The organism is Nocardia sp. alder85J, assembly GCF_020176955.2.
GTDB lineage: Bacteria > Actinomycetota > Actinomycetes > Mycobacteriales > Mycobacteriaceae > Nocardia.
Genome location: NZ_JAIUCZ020000002.1, coordinates 1,079,681 through 1,094,478, shown reverse-complemented (window position 1 = coordinate 1,094,478; position 14,798 = coordinate 1,079,681). Strand labels below are relative to the sequence as shown.

Here is a 14,798-nt window from a genome sequence, read left to right as displayed (position 1 = left end):
CACTGTATGTTCGGGCTGACAATCGGACCGGTGACGAGGAGGGGCGGGGCGAATGCCCGTGAAAGCACTGGTGCGGAAAGCGGTTTGCTATATCGTCCGCGACGATCGGCTGCTGGTTCATCGGCACCCTGGTCACTCGTGGGAGCAGGTCGGGGTTCAGGTTCCCGCCGGCACGGTCCGCGACGGCGAGTCTGCGGCGGACGCGGCGATCCGGGAAGCGGGCGAGGAGACCGGACTCACGGGCTGCACGACCGAGGCGGTGGAGCCGGTGCGGCGCAACCTCAGGCACCGGCCGCCTCGACAGAGGGGCCGAAACGAGTCAATATCGTCGACTTACATGACGTGCTAGAAACCTCCTCAGCGCGGTAGTGATATCCGCATCGATGGTGGCGCGGTTGTCGGGCTCGTCCTCCCACCGAGTGCACCACACGTGCATCGGTGTGCAGATGCCGAAGGGATCGTCGGGTTCGTACAGGCGGAACGCTCTGATCGCGGATGCAGCGAGGTAGGGCCTCTGCAAATCTTCGAGCACCGACATCGCCTGCTGCTCACAAACCAAGCCGAGACCTGCGTGTTCGTTGTCCGGCGCCCACCCGAACTCTGTCATGACCTGCGTCATCACCCGAAGGGTCGCGGCATGTTCTGCGTCGAAGTCGGTCTGCGGATCGCTGACGTAACCGGTGACATACTCACGAGCGCACCGCAGGCACAGTTCCTCGTAAGCCGAACCAGTCCGCAGTTGGCTCGCATCATCGAGCAGTGTGACCGCCTCACGCGCCAGTGAAGTCACCTTCGAGGCAGGGACTTCCAGGACGGTGTAAAACCCGCAGGCTGTGTAGAGATCGGTCAGTGATCGACGGAGCGCCCATCGCGGCTCGGCATTCCGGCGGGCCTGTTCCGTGCTCTGCGCCTGCCGAACACGTGACAGGACACCTGCCGGCCGCTCACCGCCCATTGGCACACCCCGCCCAATCGTTGTCCGGATCAGTGTAAATCGTCACGCTATCCGATGTGGCGGGGTGGTAGATCACGTAGCCCCTGCGCGAGGTTCCGTTGTACTGGTAGATCAGCGCCATGTACGGCGGTTTGGTGGCGGGGTGGGGTGGGCCGCAAGAGATGATCCTGTCCGTACAGCGAACGAACGCATCCACGTTGACGAATGGGTCATGCAGGTTCGTCTGCTCGACGTACATGTGGCGCAGAGAGTCGCACCTCCACTGGAGCGTTTGGCCTGTGGTCGGGTTCACCCACCCAGCAAGCACCTGCGCCGGAGGCATCGCATAGGCCACACATTCTTCCATGTCCCGTTCCAGCTTCGGAACGTCGAATTGAGTTCCGGGCGGCGGCGTCGCACCGGCGATACTCGACAGCCCCGCGAGCAGCGCACCGACGGCGCAGACGCCGGCCAGCGTCAGGCCGGCCCATCGTTCGGCCATGACATATCCCCCAGTTCAGCTGTGGCAGAGTTCGTCCCCGGCCCCCGTCGTACCTGTGCTTGTCTCGTATCAATCCTGGGGCACTGCTAGCGACTGGACGGTCCGCATCAGTGGAGTGCTGGGGGACTGCTGGCCGGTGTAGCGGCCGATGTCCTCGTTGGCGATGTGCCGGCCTTCGCCGGGGGTCGACCAGAGGTTCAACAGAGTGTCCATACGGATACTTGCCCGGCGGCCCGGCGGCTGCTTCATCCGGGTCAGGTGTGTCCGGACACGGATGGCTGGGGTCCTCCGCTGTCAGGCATTCCGAGATGACCGAGTGAGGTGGGCCAGCGCGGGAGCAGTCTTGGCCGGAACGAACTCGACCACTTCGTACGTTGCCGCTCCGGCCACGCCGAACGGATCTTGTTTCAGGACCGCATCGAGCGGTGCTGTCGGCGAACCGGCGTAGTGCGGCGAGGTGGTTGCGGGCGGGGCTGACGATGGTCACGCGTGCGCCGCGGCCGTCGGCGAGGACACCGGCGAAGACCTGATGGAGGGTGGTCGGGAATTCGGGCTGGTCCTCGCGGTGGAACACCCGGTCGCGGTCACCGCGGACATGTTCGGCGATCCGGCCGGACAATCGGGCCCGGTTGAGGTCGAGGTCGGGCAGCAGCAGGGTCGGCGGCCGGGCGGGCAGGTGATCGATGATCTGCCGCCCCCACCTACGAGGTGCGCACCGAGACCGGTGCGCGGCGGGTGTTCCGGCATCCGTCCCGATCCCGCGCCGGGCGGGGTGCCCGGTGCGGGATCGGCGGTGGGTCAGGCTCCGGCGGTGACCTCGGTGCCGGTGGCGGGGGTTTCCCCGACCGCGACGATGCCGTCGCCGACTCCGGCGGCCGCGTCGGCGATCAGGCCGTCGCCGGCGGCGCCGCCGGTGGTGGGGGTGCGGCCGTGGCGCATGAACAACGCGATGATCAGGCCGATGATCGTGGTGACCAGGACGAACACGAAGCTGAGGTGGTAGCCGTGGTCGGCGAAGACCTGGGGGATCACCTGGTCGCTGCGGTGGCCGGCGACGTTGAGGTGTGCCTTGACCGGGTTGGCGTTGAGCATCGCGGTCATGACCGCGACGGCGGCGGAGGTGCCGATGTTCTGGACCACGCCGAGCATGCCGGTGCTGATGCCCTGTTGTTCGGCGGGGACCGCCTCCACGATCAGGTTGGGCACCGCGGCGTAGATGAAGCCGAAGGCGATGCCGCCGAGGGCGGAGATCAGCAGGTAGACCGGCCAGCTGTAGGAGGCCACGGTGTAGCCGAGCGCGGCGACGGCCAGTAGGGCCAGGCCGATGATGGCGGGGGTGCGGGCGCCGATGCGGCGGGTCAGGGCGCCGGCCAGCGGGCCGACGATCATGCCCATGACGCCGGCCCAGATGCCGAGGTGGACGGCGTACTGCACCATCGAGAACCCGTTGCCGTAGGTGTAGCCGGGGTCGAAGGCGACCTCGACCAGGGAGGCGGGCAGATTCTGGCCGGTCATCTGGTGGGTCTGGGCGACCACGCCGTCGACGACACCCTCGCGCAGGTGGTCCTGGTCGGGGGTCTGGCTCATGTAGCCCAGGGCGACCGGTTGCACCGCGGTGAGCCCGATGCCGAAGAACGTCATCAGCAGCACGACGCTGACCTTGGGGTTCAGCAGCAGTTTCATGTCCATGATGGGCTGGGCGACCCGCAGTTCGACCACGAAGAAGCCGACCAGCAGTGCCACGCCGCCGATCACGTAGGCCAGCGCCGAGGGCCGCAGCCAGCCCCAGGTCTGCCCGTTGTCCAGGTACAGCAGGATCAGCAGGGCGCCGCCGGAGAGCATGACCGCGCCGAAGGGGTCGATGCGCTGTTTGACCCGCAGCGGGCTCTCTGGCACCACCAGGATCACCAGCGGGGTCAGGACCAGGGTGAACGCGGCCAGGAACCAGAACATGGCGGGCCAGTCGTAGTGGTCGATGAGCACGCCGCTGATGAACGGCGCGATCACGCCGGAGAAGCCGAGGCCGGCGCCGACGATGCCGAGGCTCAGCGGAATGTACTTGCGCGGCAACAGGTCCCGGATCAGACCGTAGGAGATGAACTGGCTGGCGATGGCCAGCGCCTGCAGGCCGCGGCCGACCAGGAACAGGGTCCAGTTCGTGGTCGTGGCGTCGAGGACGCAGCCGGCCAGGAACAGCACCCCGCACAGCAGGAACAGCTTCTTCTTGCCCCAGATGTCGCTGGCCTTGCCCAGCAGCGGGGTGGCCGAGGCGCCGATGAGGCCGAGGATGATGACGGCCCAGTTGATGTTGGCGCCGACGGTGGGGAACGACTTCGCCATCTTCTGCAGCGCGGCGCCGACCATCGTGAACTGCAGCGGTGCGATCTCGGTGTAGAGGACGATCACGGCGAGGACGGTGAAGACGCGCACCCGCGAGGCGCCGTCGAGGCGGCCGGTGTCGACGTCGACACCGGCCGGGCCCGAAAGTGAAGCAGACATGGTTAGAGCTCCCGGATCGAGACATATGTGTCGAAAGAGAACCGTCACCGTCGGTGATCAAGATCTCATTCTCGCGAAATGGTAACGGCATTCTCCCCAAATGTGACCCATCATCTTGACCGGTCGGTCCATGACAATCCCACATGCCGCCACACGGCTGCGACATAGTCCGCCTTCCGCGCACGATGCGGCCAACCCTTTCGCCGCGGCGCGCGGATGGTAGGAACAAGGGCGTGTCCGTCTCCGGCGAAGAACTCCGACCCCAGTCCCCGTCGCGCGCGGTGTCGGAGGTGGTGGAACTGGTCAGCACGCTGATCCGGTTCGACACCTCCAACACCGGCGAACTGTCCACCACCAAGGGCGAGCGGGAATGCGCGCAGTGGGTGGCCGCGCAGTTGCACGATGCCGGCTACACCACCGAGTACGTGGAGTCCGGCGCGCCGGGCCGCGGGAATGTGTTCGCGCGGCTGCCCGGCGCCGACTCCTCGCGGGGCGCGCTGATGATCCACGGTCATCTGGACGTGGTGCCCGCGGAGGCCGCGGACTGGAGTGTGCACCCGTTCTCCGGTGCGGTGCAGGATGGTTACGTGTGGGGCCGCGGCGCCATCGACATGAAGGACATGGTCGGGATGATGCTGGCGGTGGCCCGCCAGTTCAAGCTCGAGGGCACGGTGCCGCCGCGGGATCTGGTGTTCGCGTTCCTCGCCGACGAGGAGAACGGCGGCCGCTGGGGTTCGCAGTGGCTGGCCGACAATCGCCCGGACCTGTTCGAGGGCATCACCGAGGCCGTCGGCGAGGTCGGTGGTTTCTCGCTGACGGTGCCGCGCCCGGACGGCAGCCAGCGGCGGCTGTATCTGGTGGAGACCGCGGAGAAGGGCCTGGGCTGGATGCGGTTGCGCGCCAAGGCCCGCGCCGGTCACGGGTCGTTCCTGCACGACGACAACGCGGTGACGATCCTGGCGAAGGCGGTGGCGCGGCTGGGCAGCCACACCTTCCCGCTGGTGCTGTCGGATTCGGTGGCCGAATTCCTGGCGGCGGTCAGCGAGGAGACCGGGCTGGCGTTCGATCCGGCCGGTCCCGATATCGAGGGGCAGCTGGCGAAGCTGGGCACCCTCTCCCGCATCATCGGCGCCACGCTGCGCGACACCGCGAATCCGACGATGCTGCAGGCCGGATACAAGGCCAACGTGATCCCGCAGACCGCGGAGGCGGTGGTGGACTGCCGGGTGGTGCCTGGCCGGCAGGCGGCGTTCGAACGGGAGGTGGACGAGCTGATCGGGCCCGATGTGGAGCGGGAGTGGATCACCAAACTCGATTCGTACGAGACCACCTTCGACGGGCATCTGGTCGACGCGATGAACGACGCGATCCTGGCCCACGATCCGCAGGGCCGCACGGTGCCGTACATGCTCTCCGGGGGCACCGACGCGAAGGCGTTCGCCCGCTTGGGGATCCGCTGTTTCGGTTTCGCGCCGTTGCAGTTGCCCCCGGAGCTGGACTTCTCCGCGCTGTTCCACGGTGTCGACGAACGAGTGCCGGTGCCGGCCTTGGAATTCGGTACCCGCGTGCTCGAACATTTCCTCCTGCACAGCTGATTCCACGAAAGGACGGTGCCCTCGTGCCCGACTACTCCTACAACCCCTACGCGGCCCTGCCGCAGGTGCCGGTGTTCACCGTCACCTCCACCGACGCCGCCGACGGGCAGCCGTTCGCGATCGAGCAGGCCAGCAAGGCGTTCGGAGTGCCCGGCGGCCAGGATGTCTCGCCGCAGCTGTCCTGGTCCGGATTCCCCGCGGAGACCAAGAGTTTCGTGGTCACCGTCTACGATCCGGACGCCCCGACGGCGTCGGGGTTCTGGCACTGGGCGGTGCTGGACATCCCCGGCGAGGTCACCGCGCTGGACACCGGCGCCGGTAGTGCGGGCGGCACGCTGCCGGCGGCGGCGGTCACTCTGCGCAACGACGCCGGATTCCCCGGTTACGTCGGCGCCGCCCCGCCGGCCGGGCACGGGTATCACCGGTATTTCGTGACCGTGCACGCCGTCGACGTGCAGACCCTGGAGCTGGGCGCGGACACCAGCGCGGCGGTGCTCGGGTTCAACCTGTTCTTCCACACCCTCGCGCGGGCGCAGTTCGTGGCGACGTTCGAGGTGAAGGAGTAGGACCGGCCCGGCACGGCGCGCCCGCGTCGTGCCGGACACCCGGATCCCAAGCAGCACAGGCAGACTCGACGTCGCGGCGCACCGATTGTGCGGAACCGGTGGCATCGCAGGCGATTCGGGTGCGGTTACACCGAATGCACTTCCGCCGGTTGCGGATCGGTGTAGAGTGCGTCGATCTCGGTGGCGTATTCCGCGGCGATGGGGGTGCGTCTGAGTTTCAGGGTGGGGGTCAGTTCGATGCCTCCGGGTTCCCAGATCCGCGGCAGGATGGTGAACCGTTTGATCTGTTCGACGCGGGCCAGGCGGGTGTTGCCGGAGCGGATCGCGGCGCGCACCTCCTCGACGATCCGCGGGTGTTCGGCGAGGAGGGCGACGTCGGCGCCGGGCATGCCGAGGGCTTTGGCGCGCAGCACCGCCACGTCCGCGTCGAGCACGATCAAGGCGGTGAGGTAGGCGCGGCCGTCCCCGACCGCGACGACGACCCCGGGCAGCGACGACGCGGCCTTCACCGCGTTCTCGACATTGGCCGGTGAGATGTTCTTGCCCGCGGCGGTGATCAGCAGTTCCTTCTTGCGGTCGACGATGGTGACGTAACCGTCGTCGGCGAGGGTGGCGACGTCGCCGGTGTGCAGCCAGCCGTCGGCGTCGATGGCCTCGGCGGTCTGCTCGGGCATGCCGCGGTAGCCGTGGGTGACCGAGGCGCCGCGCACCAGCAGTTCGCCGTCATCGCCGAGACGTAATTGCAGGTCGCCGAGGGCGCGGCCGACCGATCCCGGCCGCGGTGCGCTCAGGTCGGTGAAGGTGCCCACGCCGGTGGTTTCCGACATGCCCCACACCTCGGTGACGGTGAAGCCGAGGCCGAGCAGGAATTCCAGGGTTTCCGGCGGGATGGCGGCCGCGCCGGAGGCTGCGACCCTCAGTTCGTCCAGACCCAGTGCGGCGCGCAGCTTTCCGAGGACCAGGGCGTCGGCGAGGCGGCGTTGCGCGGCCGGCAGCGGTCCCGGCCGGGCGCCGGCGGCGCTGATCTTCGCCGCGGTGGTCCCGGCCCCGATCGCCCATTGCGCCAGCGCCTGCTGCACCGGGCCGGCCTCGGCCAGGCGCGCCTCGATCCCGGCCTTGATCTTCTGCCACACCCGTGGCACCCCGAAGAAGGTGGTGGGCCGGGCGTCGGGCAGGGCGGCGGCGATCTCGCGGGCGTCGGGCACACAGGTGATGGTCATGCCGGTGAGCAGGTTGGTGCAGTGCCCGGAGATCCGGTCGGCGACGTGCGCGGCGGGCAGGTAAGACACGCCGCGGTCGTCGAATCCGGCGCGCATGATGTCGCGTTGCTGCGCGGCGACCTGGGCGATGATGTTGGCGTGGGTGATCTCCACCCCCTTCGACGGCCCGGTGGTGCCGGAGGTGTAGATGAGGGTGGCCAGGTCCTCCGGCCGCACCGCCTGCCAGGCGGCGTCGAAGTCGAAACCGTCGGCGGGATCCTCCTCCAGGTCGTGCAGCGACACCACCTCGGCGGTGGCGGGCCCGTCGACGAGCACGAGGTGCTCGAGCGGCACCCCCGATCCCCGCACGGCCGTCAGGAACGCCTGCTCGGTGACGACGACCCGGTTGCCGGCGTTGCCGAACACGTGCGCGATCTGCTCGGGGGAACTGGTGTTGTACACCGAGAACGGGGTGCCGCCCAGGTGCAGGACGGCGGTGTCGACGAGGTTGAACTCCGGCCGGTTGGTGAGCATCAGCCCGACGGTGTCCCCGTGGCGCACACCGAGTTTCGCCAGTCCCGCCGCGATCGCCCGGACCCGCTGGGCGTATTCGCGCCAGGTGATCTGCTGGGTGCCGCCGACGGTCCGCAGCGCCACCTGATGCGGCCGCAGCACCGCGGTCTGCTGGAAGGCCGCGGGCACGGTGTGCACCGTGGCGCCGGACCGATGGGTGAAACCGATGTGTGTGCTCATACGTCCCTGGTTCCTGTGCCGTGCCGCGCCTCGGGCACTCGGAACGCTGCGCCGGCCCGCTCACCCGCGAGGGGCCGCACCGCCGGCGTCGCGCCACCGAGTGACGCGGTGCACCCATCCTATCGGCGGCGCGCCGGATGTGATGCGTCTTACACCGGGTGGATCACCGCGATCGTCCCGGCTCGGCGCGAACGTCCTGGGTTTGTGGTGCGGCAACGATCGCGGCCATTTCCGGCGTTTCCTGGGGACCTGTCCATGTTGCGATTGTGGGTGGGGCCAGCGGTGTCGCGCCTCGGCAGGCCGCTGTTTCAGCGAGTCGCGGCGCGCCGTCTGGCCAGCGGGGCAGCGCCGGGGATCCCGGCGAGGATCTCCCGCATCGGCAGTGCGTGGGTCGAGTCGCGCAGGCGCATCACCGTTGCCGCGGCTGCCACGGCGGCGGCGGCCATCGATGCCGGCCCGTGGCCGGTCGCTGTCAGGGCGACGGTCACGATCATCGCCACCAGGGAGACGATGTCGACCGCCGAACGCAGCCGCGGGATCATGTGCCGCCGGCGCAGCCGCTTGGCCTGGAGGTAGTTGCGGGCGTTGCGGCTGAGGCCGGGAATGTGCAGATACTCGACGGCGACGGCGATGCCGCCGTCACGGACGGCGGCGACCTTCTGCGGATTGTTGGTCAGCAACCGCACTTTCGAGAATCCCAGCGCGCGCAGGCTGTCGACGGCATGGTCGTAGGTGCGGGCGTCGGCGGGATACCCGAGTTCCTCGTAGGCGGTGAAGGTGTCGACGCCGTGCTGCTGGCAGTAGCGATAGCCGCGAGCCTTCGCCGACAGACCCAGGCCGCGGCCTTCCTGCTCCAGATAGATGAGCACACCCGCGCCGGCTTCGCTGATCAGGTCCAGCGACAGGTCCAGTTCCGGACCGCAGTCGCAGTCGTCGGAACGCAGCATCTCGCCGTACAGGCACCGGGAATGGATACGCACGAGGCAGTCACCGTCGAGTTCCGGGTCCCCGAACACCAGGATGTGTCCCGGTCCGGCCTCGCCGCTGATCTCCGCCACCCGTAACGACAACGTTGCTCCGTTGCGGCTGAGCTCGTGACGAGTGTCGTCGGACAGCAGCGAGGCCGGGTGGCCGTCCATTCGGTGTTCCCTTTCCATGTCCGAGAACTGTGCGGCGGCCAGTCGGCAATGCCCGCACGGAGCCTACTGGTGCGGATCGTTGTTTCAAGTCGGTGACCGCGCGTCGTGCGACACGATCATCTTCCGCCGCGGGCGCGGGAATCCCGCGGCTGTTGCTCAGAGTTCGCCAACTGGGCCGAATCGGACCACCTGATCGACCTGGTCGACGGTCGGCAACGGGTCGGGGACCGCGGACAGCGACAGTGGGGCGATGTCCATCGCGGCTGTGGCCCAGGCGAAGTCGGCCTTGTCGGCGTGGCCGCCGGAGTGCAGCACGCGGTAGGCCAGCGCGGCCGAGAACACGGCGTTGGCACCGGGTTTGCTGCGGAAGACCGCGGGATACGGTGCGACGTCGTAGCTTTCGTCGCGGGTGCGGACCGCGCAGCCGAATTCCCGGATGGTGCAGACGGTTCGGGCGCCCATGACCTGGAGCCACTGGGCGGGGTCCATGGTGGTCGAGCCGGAACCCAGCAGCAGACTGCCGAGTTCGGCGGCGGTGCCGATGAGGTAATCGACGGTGTGCAGGAACGGATACAGCGTCTGGGGGTCCTTGAGCCTCGGGGAGGCGTGCACGATCACCGTCGGCCGGCTCGGCAGGGTGTGCACGTGGGCCAGGACCCAGGCGAGGACCGGTTCGGGCTGTTCGAAGGTGAGCAGCAGCACCTTGGCGCGGCCGATCGCGTTCTGCACGGCGGGGCCGGCGAGATCGTCGGTGTCGAGCGCCATCTGGTCGTTCTTGTCGACGAAGGTCACCGGCTCGCCGGGGCCGGCGATCACCACGACGATCGGGGTCGATGCTCCGACAACGGTTTTCACCAGCGAGGTGTCGACTCCGTGGTCGCCGAGGTAGCTCAGCAGCAGCCGACCGGCCTCGTCGCCGCCGACGGCGCCGACCAGCCCGGCCGACGCACCGAAGCCGGCGACGACGACCGCGCGGCCGAGTCCCTTGCCACCGGGGTGGGCGCTACGGTGGCCGTCGACGGATCTGCCCGCCGCCGGGATGTGGTCGACGTGGTACACGTGGTCGTGCACCGCATCTCCGACCACCAGGATCTGGACGGGGTCGGCGATCGACGGTTCCACCAGCCGCCGGGCCAGGGCGTGGAAGGCGCGGTCTTCGTGGGCTCCGCGCAGGGAGCGGACGGTCGGGGCGGGTGGGATGCGGTCGGCGGACAGGGCGTGGTGCAAGGCTTCCCACTGCTCGCAGAGATAGGTGCGGCGGGGGCCGAGGTCGTCGCCGTACAGCCGGGCCAGGTCGACGTCGGGGACCGAAAGATCTTGTAGCAGTTCCAGATTGAGTTCGGAGTCGACGATCAGCCGATCGGTGGGTGACAGCCCGCGGGCGAGTTCCCGGACGACCGGCAGCACCGCCTGCTGCGGGGTCCGCCCGAAGCGGTCGGCGTAGCGCTGGATCACCGGGAGGTCCAGGAGGATGCCGGCGTCGATCTCGGTGCGGTGCAGGCGGTCCGGTTGCAGGCCGGCGCGTTTGCGCAGGCTGGTGAGTACGCTGCGGACCGCGGCGATCGCGGCTTCGTCTCCGGTCATGGAGCCCGTCACCTCCGTGTCACTATCGTTGCAGACGATAGACGGAATCGCGGCATAGTACCGTTCATCTTCGGGTTTATCCTGGTCTCACTCGGGGAAATTTTATCAGTAAGGCGGCATTTGCCGGACACCTGACGGGAAATGCCGCACTGTGGAACGGCATTCGTACGCCGAGTGCCTCGGGAGGTCCTGATGTCGGGAGCAACCCTGTCGCGACGGCGTAGTCACCGGTGGGCTCGCCGCGAGACCACCGACGGTGAGACCGACGCGGCCGCGATCGTGGCCGCCTGACCTGCGCCCTGCTCCGTGCCGCCCCTGCGCGGCCACCCCGCCCGGCCCTCGGTAGCGCCGCGCGGGGCCTTCGTCATCCCCGCACGACCATGTCGCGCCGCGACCCGCCCCAGTTGGAGGCAGCCGTGACCCTCTACGAGACCAGCCGCACGATCATCGGCGCCCGCAGTGGCGAATGGGCCACGCGGGCCACCCGTGGCGGCTCGACCTGGCGGCTCAGTTGGCTGCCCGAGACGAATCTGACCGTGGAGCAGGCCCGTGCGGGGGTCCTGCTCGCCGAAATCCTGGCCACGCCACGGACATTGACCGATCCGGCGGTGTGGGACGAGCTGGGGCGGCTGGCGCGGCAGGTGAACACCACCGTGCCGCAGGCGTTCTCGGCGCTGTTGCAGCGCGCGCAGGTGCGGCGGTCGTCGTGATCGCCGGGCCCGCGAACCGGTCCGCCGTGACCGGCCACCCGGTTTGCGACTTTTCGGCAACCCACAGCGATGTAGCGGGTGCCCGTCCGGCGAATGCAGCGCCGCGCTGCACCGGGTGCGCCCGCGAGAGGAGGCAGTCGTGACCATCCACACGACAGACGCGACGATGACCAGCGACCGTTCTCCGGAGTACGCCTACCGCGCCGCGGGGGTCTGGCGGCTGAGCTGGCTGCCGCAGCAGCTGACCCACGACCAGGCCCTGGCCGGGATGCGGCTGGACGAACTGCTCAGCGATCCGGACATGGTCCACGACGCCACCGCCGCGGACCGCATCGCCGCGCACGCCGCAGACCTCGGGGTCCGCTACGAGCACGCGGTGATCCTGTTGTCGCGGCGGATGGCCGCCCGCACGCATCGGCCGCCGCGACCGGCGCCACCGGAGCGGGGGGAACCGGCGCCCGGCGCGGGGCGTTCGGCACCGCGGTCGCTGCATCTGCTCGGCTGAGCGTCACGCCGCACGGCCCCCACCGCGCGGCGGCTGCGGCGGGGCTGCGGTGACGCCTCGCCGCCGACCGGGCGGGGCCCCTGGTGTCTGCCCGCGCAGGGCCGGGCCGGACCGCGGCGCGTAGGTGCGGCGCGGTGCGTGGCTCGGTGATCTCAGGCGCGGCTGGCGCCGTGGGCGGCGCCGACGGCGTCGGCGAGGCTGTGGTAGCCACCGTCACGCAACCGCTGTGCCAGCCCGCGATGGATGTGCCGGGCCCAGCCGGGTCCGCCGTAGATGAAGCCGGTGAAGCCCTGGAGCAGGGTGGCGCCGGCGAGGATACGTTCGAAGGCCTGGTCGGCGGTCTCGATGCCGCCGACGGAGATCAGCACCAGCCGGTCCCCGGCGCGGGCGTACAGCCGCCGCAGCACCTCCAGCGACCGGTCCGCGACCGGCGGGCCGGACAGGCCGCCGGAGCCCATCGCGTCGACCTCGGCGGCGGGGGTGGCCAGGCCGTCGCGGCGGATGGTGGTGTTGGTGGCGACGATGCCGGCCAGGCCGAGTTCGACGGCGAGGTCGGCGACGGCGTCGACATCCTCGTCGGACAGGTCGGGGGCGATCTTCACCAGCACCGGCTTGTCGGTTTCGGCGAGGACCGCGGCCAGGATCGGGCGCAGCGACTGGACCGCTTGCAGATCCCGCAGGCCGGGGGTGTTCGGGGAGGACACGTTGACGACGACGAAATCGGCCTGCGGGCCCAGCAGGCGGGCGCAGTGGGCGTAGTCGGCGGCCGCGTGTTCCGGTGCGGTGACCTTGTTCTTGCCGATGTTGGCGCCCAGCGGCGGCCCGCCGGGCAGCCGCCGGCGCATCCGGTCCGCGGCCGCGTCGGCGCCGTGGTTGTTGAAGCCCATCCGGTTGATCAGCGCGCGGTCGGCGGGCAGCCGGAACAGCCGCGGCGCGGGGTTGCCGGGCTGGGCCGCGGCGGTGACGGTGCCGATCTCGGCGAAACCGAAGCCCAGCGGGCCCCAGGTGTCGACGCCCTCGGCGTTCTTGTCGAATCCGGCGGCCATGCCCAGCGGGGCGGGGAACCGCACCCCGAACGCGTCGACGGCCAGGATCGGGTCGTCGACGGCGAACAGGGCCGCGGTCAGCCGCCGGCCGGCGCCGAAGCGGGTGGCCCACCGCATCGCGACGAACGCGAGGTGGTGGATGCGTTCCGGGGGCAGCAGGAACATCAGGCGCAGCAGTAGGGAGTACATGCTCCGCCTCACATTCCCGGTTCCGGGACCGGGTGGCTGGTCTTGCGGCGGCGCAGCAGCACCCGCCGGCTGCCGTCGGTGTACGCGCGCACCCGCGACAGCTCCCATCCGCCGTACTCGGCCTGGATCGCCAGGCGCATCGACGCGGTCACCCGGTTGACATCCGGTGGCAGTCGTAACGGCACGTACTCGTATTCTCCCTCGTCACTGGTGGTTTCCCAGCCTGCTGGAACCGTGTTTCGGCGCTGCGAACGGTGCGGCTGGTGCGAACCGGTTGCCGGGGACGGAGCCATCACTGCCCTCTCTTCCTCTCGTCCGCGCCGATCCGCTGCAGACCGTCGCCGGTCGCGGACCCTACGAACATGTCCCCGGTGCGATCGTCGATCGTCACCGAGTCCGGTTGACGCACCGTCGCGAAGCGTCCCACTTCCTCCGGTATACCCGTCGACAGATCGAATCCGACGACTTCGTTACTGCCGGTCATGGTGACCCAGACGGTCTCGGACCGCTGATCGTAGGCGAGTGCGTAGGGCGAAGAGCCTACCGGGAAACGCTGCCGCAGCACGAGTGGATCGGCAGTGTACACCAGCAACGTGCCCCCAGCGGTGTCGGTGACCAGCAGCCGCTGGTAGTGGTCGGCGATCAGGCCGGTGGCGCCGGTACCGGCGCGCAGGGCCAGGGCGGGCTTGCCGTGGGCGAGGTCGAGTTCGGTGAGGCTGGTCTGCGCGAGGTCGAGCACCGCGACGGTGTCCCCGGCGGCGGCGACGGTGTCGGCGCCGGTGAGGCCGGTGACGGTGTGCACGACGTGCCCGTCGTCGCCGACGATCAGCACCCGGTGGTCGGCCAGCGCGACGGCGAGGGTGCCGTCGTCGCGGCGGGCCACCGCGCGGGTGTCGGCGCCGACGGGGGTGGTGCGGGTCGCGCCGGTGGCGGTGTCGATGTGCACGATCTGCGCTCCGGCGGCGGCGAGCACCTCGCCGGGACCGCCGGGGGCCAGGGTCGCGGCGCGGGCGGGCAGGGTGACCGCGCGCGGGGACGGGCCGGATCCGGCCGCCGGGCCGTTCGCGGCGGGGGATGCACTCGGTGCGGCGGGTGCGGGATTGCCCGCGGTGCCGGGTCCGGTGAGGTCGGTGAGGGTGACGGTGACGCCGTCGGCGGCCAGTTCGGCCAGTCGCCCGCCGCCGGGCGCGGCCACCAGCGCGGCGATCGCGGGGGCGGTGGTGACGCTACCGGCGGGGGCGGTGGTGACCGGCGGGGACACCGCGGCCGAGGCGGGGGCGGCGGCGGGGGTCTTGCCGCCGGACTGCTGCGAGGAGCATCCGGTCAGCACACCCACGGCGGCGACGGCGGCGAGCACGCCGCCGGTCCAGCGGGACCGGGTCGCGGTGCCACCGGATCGGGGCCGCGGCGAGGTGGCCGCTGCGCTGTGGCGGGGGCCGAGGGCGGCACCGGGCCGATCCGCCGGGGTGGCGCTGCCGGGGCCGGGACGTGCCGGGGTCGGGCGGTCTGCTGCGCCGAGCGGAGCGAGGCCGTTGACACCACGCATGCACCGAACTCCTTCGCCACCGTCACGCCTG

15 protein-coding genes are annotated in these 14,798 nt (G+C 70.1%); 5 read left to right on the top strand and 10 right to left on the bottom strand.

What is annotated here, in order from left to right:
- The first annotated feature begins 52 nt into the window (after positions 1-52).
- Positions 53-349 (top strand): NUDIX hydrolase, encoded by a 297-nt coding sequence (locus LBW94_RS44390; RefSeq protein ID WP_225053676.1) that lies wholly within the window; start codon positions 53-55, stop codon positions 347-349.
- Here the strand turns inward: LBW94_RS44390 and LBW94_RS11080 are convergent.
- The 4 genes from LBW94_RS11080 to LBW94_RS11065 form a co-directional block, all read right to left on the bottom strand.
- A complete protein-coding gene (locus LBW94_RS11080) occupies positions 320-955 on the bottom strand; it encodes a hypothetical protein (RefSeq protein WP_225053675.1) in 636 nt (211 codons plus the stop codon). The two genes, LBW94_RS44390 and LBW94_RS11080, sit on opposite strands and share 30 nt — an antisense overlap.
- A complete protein-coding gene (locus tag LBW94_RS11075; RefSeq protein WP_225053673.1) occupies positions 945-1,436 on the bottom strand; it encodes a hypothetical protein in 492 nt (163 codons plus the stop codon). Before LBW94_RS11075 ends, LBW94_RS11080 begins: the two co-directional genes overlap by 11 nt.
- Before the next feature lie 69 nt (positions 1,437-1,505).
- Positions 1,506-1,649 carry a hypothetical protein gene (locus LBW94_RS11070; RefSeq protein WP_225053672.1) on the bottom strand — a complete coding sequence of 48 codons (144 nt, stop codon included), beginning with the start codon at positions 1,647-1,649 and terminating at the stop codon, positions 1,506-1,508.
- Between the two features lie 585 nt (positions 1,650-2,234).
- A complete protein-coding gene (locus LBW94_RS11065; protein WP_225053670.1) occupies positions 2,235-3,935 on the bottom strand; it encodes an MFS transporter in 1,701 nt (566 codons plus the stop codon).
- A gap of 233 nt (positions 3,936-4,168) precedes the next feature.
- Between LBW94_RS11065 and LBW94_RS11060 the strand changes: the two genes are divergently transcribed.
- Together LBW94_RS11060 and LBW94_RS11055 are read left to right on the top strand one after the other, a co-directional pair.
- Positions 4,169-5,530, top strand: coding sequence for a M20/M25/M40 family metallo-hydrolase (locus LBW94_RS11060; RefSeq protein WP_225053668.1), 1,362 nt, complete (start codon positions 4,169-4,171; stop codon positions 5,528-5,530).
- Positions 5,531-5,553: 23 nt separating this feature from the next.
- A complete protein-coding gene (locus tag LBW94_RS11055) occupies positions 5,554-6,096 on the top strand; it encodes a YbhB/YbcL family Raf kinase inhibitor-like protein (protein WP_225053666.1) in 543 nt (180 codons plus the stop codon).
- A gap of 125 nt (positions 6,097-6,221) precedes the next feature.
- On the opposite strand, the gene LBW94_RS11050 is transcribed toward LBW94_RS11055, so the two are convergent.
- The 3 genes from LBW94_RS11050 to LBW94_RS11040 all read right to left on the bottom strand — a co-directional run bounded on the left by LBW94_RS11050 (position 6,222) and on the right by LBW94_RS11040 (position 10,771).
- Complete coding sequence (locus LBW94_RS11050; protein ID WP_225053664.1) at positions 6,222-8,048, bottom strand: AMP-dependent synthetase/ligase; 1,827 nt, start codon at positions 8,046-8,048, stop codon at positions 6,222-6,224.
- Between the two features lie 308 nt (positions 8,049-8,356).
- Positions 8,357-9,187, bottom strand: a complete 831-nt coding sequence (locus tag LBW94_RS11045; protein ID WP_225053662.1) for a GTP cyclohydrolase II — start codon at positions 9,185-9,187, stop codon at positions 8,357-8,359.
- 156 nt (positions 9,188-9,343) lie between these two features.
- On the bottom strand, positions 9,344-10,771 hold the full coding sequence (locus LBW94_RS11040) for a PfkB family carbohydrate kinase (protein ID WP_225053660.1): 1,428 nt from the start codon (positions 10,769-10,771) through the stop codon (positions 9,344-9,346).
- A 416-nt stretch (positions 10,772-11,187) separates the two neighbouring features.
- On the opposite strand from LBW94_RS11040, the gene LBW94_RS11035 reads away from it, so the two are divergent.
- Both LBW94_RS11035 and LBW94_RS11030 read left to right on the top strand, forming a co-directional pair.
- Complete coding sequence (locus LBW94_RS11035) at positions 11,188-11,481, top strand: hypothetical protein (RefSeq protein WP_225053658.1); 294 nt, start codon at positions 11,188-11,190, stop codon at positions 11,479-11,481.
- A 139-nt stretch (positions 11,482-11,620) separates the two neighbouring features.
- Positions 11,621-11,986 carry a hypothetical protein gene (locus LBW94_RS11030; protein ID WP_225053657.1) on the top strand — a complete coding sequence of 122 codons (366 nt, stop codon included), beginning with the start codon at positions 11,621-11,623 and terminating at the stop codon, positions 11,984-11,986.
- 152 nt (positions 11,987-12,138) lie between these two features.
- Here LBW94_RS11030 and LBW94_RS11025 read toward each other — a convergent pair whose 3' ends face one another.
- From LBW94_RS11025 to LBW94_RS11015, 3 genes are read right to left on the bottom strand one after another with little or no spacing between them, the layout of a single operon-like run.
- Positions 12,139-13,221: a quinone-dependent dihydroorotate dehydrogenase gene (locus tag LBW94_RS11025; protein WP_225053655.1), complete on the bottom strand. Its 1,083-nt coding sequence runs from the start codon at positions 13,219-13,221 to the stop codon at positions 12,139-12,141.
- A gap of 8 nt (positions 13,222-13,229) precedes the next feature.
- Positions 13,230-13,514 (bottom strand): DUF5703 family protein, encoded by a 285-nt coding sequence (locus LBW94_RS11020; protein ID WP_225053653.1) that lies wholly within the window; start codon positions 13,512-13,514, stop codon positions 13,230-13,232.
- Positions 13,514-14,767, bottom strand: a complete 1,254-nt coding sequence (locus LBW94_RS11015) for a YncE family protein (RefSeq protein WP_225053652.1) — start codon at positions 14,765-14,767, stop codon at positions 13,514-13,516. Before LBW94_RS11015 ends, LBW94_RS11020 begins: the two co-directional genes overlap by 1 nt.
- Positions 14,768-14,798: the final 31 nt, after the last annotated feature.